At 46.2% G+C, this 2,628-nt stretch carries 2 protein-coding genes; both read right to left on the reverse strand.

The genetic code is table 11. The annotated features are described in order from the left end of the window. The coding region (locus B9N86_RS21460) for a condensation domain-containing protein (protein ID WP_244562786.1) at positions 1-1,539 on the reverse strand (1,539 nt) is incomplete at its 3' end. Between the two features lie 33 nt (positions 1,540-1,572). Next, positions 1,573-2,628: condensation domain-containing protein (locus B9N86_RS21465; protein WP_244562787.1), on the reverse strand; the 1,056-nt coding region annotated here is incomplete at its 5' end.

A 2,628-nucleotide genomic window follows, 5' to 3' on the forward strand; every position in this document is an offset into this window, starting at 1 on the left:
GTTGGCCTTTCGGTTCAACTCAGCATAAGTAAGCTGCTCATCCTCGAATACTACTGCTATATGATCAGGTGTTTTTATCACCTGCTCCTCGAACATATCCACTACCGTTCGGTCCCTTGGGTATTCGACAGTCGTGTCGTTGAACTCACCAAGGATTCTGGCCTTCTCCTCTGGGGTAATCGTCTCAATTGCAGAGACCCTACCTGCCGGATTGGCTGTAAGAGACAATAAAACGGTTTGCACTTTGGATAGTACGCTCTCGATTTCGTCCTTCACGAACACACTGGGGTCGTACATGATCTTCAGATTCAAATAACCATCTTCAAGACTTGCAACCAGAACGATTGCATAATTAACCTTTTCCCTAGACGATTCGAACTGTAATTGAATCCCGTCTTCATCGTCCATCAGCAAAACTTCTTCGAACTCGTAATTTTCAAATACATACAAAACTTTAACCAAATCGGACTTCTGTTTCGTCAATCCCATAATTTGCGGAAGTGGACAGTAAGAATATTCATTACCCTTCATCCCCTGCATCTGCAGCTCATTCAGAAGTTTTGAAACAGTTGTATCTTCTTCACATCTGACTCTAGTAGGGATGGTCGAAATAAATAAGCCCACGATCTGTTCGATTCCCCTGATATCTGCATGTCTACCTGACACAATCTTCCCAAATACCACATCCTTGGTCCCGCTATATGCCTGAAGAACAATCCCCCACGCAGCCTCTGTAACCGTATTAATTGTGACATGGTTGGAACTGGCCAGATCTAGCAGGCTTTGCGTTTGTCCTTTGGACATCACGATACGGCTCTCTAACACATGCTCATCAACGGGTTGGGGCTTTTTCATCGGCTTGATGTCAGCTGTTTCATCATAATCTGCTAACAGCTCCTCCCAATAGGAAAGGCCAAGTTCTTTATCCTGCCTTTCCAGCCATTGGAGGTATTCGCCATATTCCGCGGTCCGCTTTTTTTCGCCAGCGATCATCCGTTCCAAATCACTCATACTTCTTCCGATTTCAAGCAAATCATAATAACGTTTAAAATCGCCGTATAGCAGCGACAAGCACCAGCCGTCTATGATGATATGATGGAATGTCCAAATCATTTTGTATCTGTCATGACCTAATGCGATAAGCTTGATTCGTAGCAGAGAATCCCGCTGCAGATCAAAGCCACGCTCGACATCCAGTCGAGCTACCTCATCCAATCGGCTGACTTGCTCCGCTTCGCACAATTCTGACAAATCGATTCGTTCATATTCAGCTTCCCTGTTCCTTAGGATTACTTGCCTTGGAGCTTCCAACTTCTCAAATACGATTGACGTCCTCAGAACCTCATACCTCATGAAAAGGAGCTTTAAAGCCTGCTGAGTTGTTGCTTCGGAAATATACCCGCTCGATTCAAATCTATTTTGAATGACATAACTGGTCGATTCTCCGTGCGCAAGCTTGTGGTACAGCATCCCCTCCTGCATCGGGGTAAGAGAATAGATATTTGCAATTGTCGGGTTTATGACACTTCTTTGGCTCATGTCGAATATCGGCCACCTTTATCGATTGTAATTTCACTCGATATCAAAAAGAGAGTTGATCAGTTGCAAATCGTCCTCAGACAGATCTGAAGCATGCGTGTCCGAAAGGGTCACCGCAACTTCATCCATTGTCAAACAATGCAGGATGATTGTACGCATGGAATCCTGAAGCATCGAGGCAAAACGCCCCATTATTTTTGCTGAGTATTTGCTTCTGTCATAAGTGATAGTGAATTTCAACATTTCCTGCAGGATACCTCCGCTAATGTTGATCTTACGGAACATAGCGTTCTCATCTGCTGCGCTTTTTCCGCTCGAATTAAACAGGATCCTGTGATCTTTCGCTTCTGCATCCATTTGTCCTAAATAATTAAAATGGATGTCAGCTGCGAGATCCGGAAGCTCCTGCTTCAGCACCCCGTATCCCAGGCCATGATTCGGAACTTTCCGCAGCATTTCCTTTGTCGCTACAATCATTTCGTGCAGATCTTCATTACATTCGATGACAATTGGATACATGCTTGTAAACCAGCCAACTGTCCGGTCAATTTCCATCTTCGTATGGATTTCTTCCCGGCCGTGGCCTTCCAGTCCAACGGACACAACGGCTTGTCCAGTCAGCCTTTGTACAGACATACCGATGGCGCTGATCAACAGGTCATTTATTTCAGTGTTAAAAGCCCTGCCTGCCCGGTGAACCAACTGCTCCGTTTCTTCTTTACTCAAGGTAATCTCCAGGCTGGCAAATCCGGTATCATCGGTACATTCATCAATTGCAATATGGCCCTGTTCCATCTGTGACATGACCTTTTCCCAATAAGTCCGTTCTTTTTGAAGCTGCCGGCTGCTTTTATAGGCCTCCAGAGCTTCCGCCCATTCCTTGAAGGAGGCCGTCTTGGCCGGCAAGCAGATACTCCTGCCTTCCTTCACCTGTCGCAAGGCCGTGCTCAAGTCTTCCTGCAGGATGCGCCAAGAAACCCCGTCCACAATCAAATGGTGCAAGCAGAGGAAGAGGAGGTTCCTCCCGGCGGTTCGGAACAGTGCCGCTTTCATCAGGGGTCCCCGTTCCAAATCCATACTACTCTGCAG

Source organism: Paenibacillus uliginis N3/975, assembly GCF_900177425.1.
Lineage (GTDB): Bacteria > Bacillota > Bacilli > Paenibacillales > Paenibacillaceae > Paenibacillus_AQ > Paenibacillus_AQ uliginis.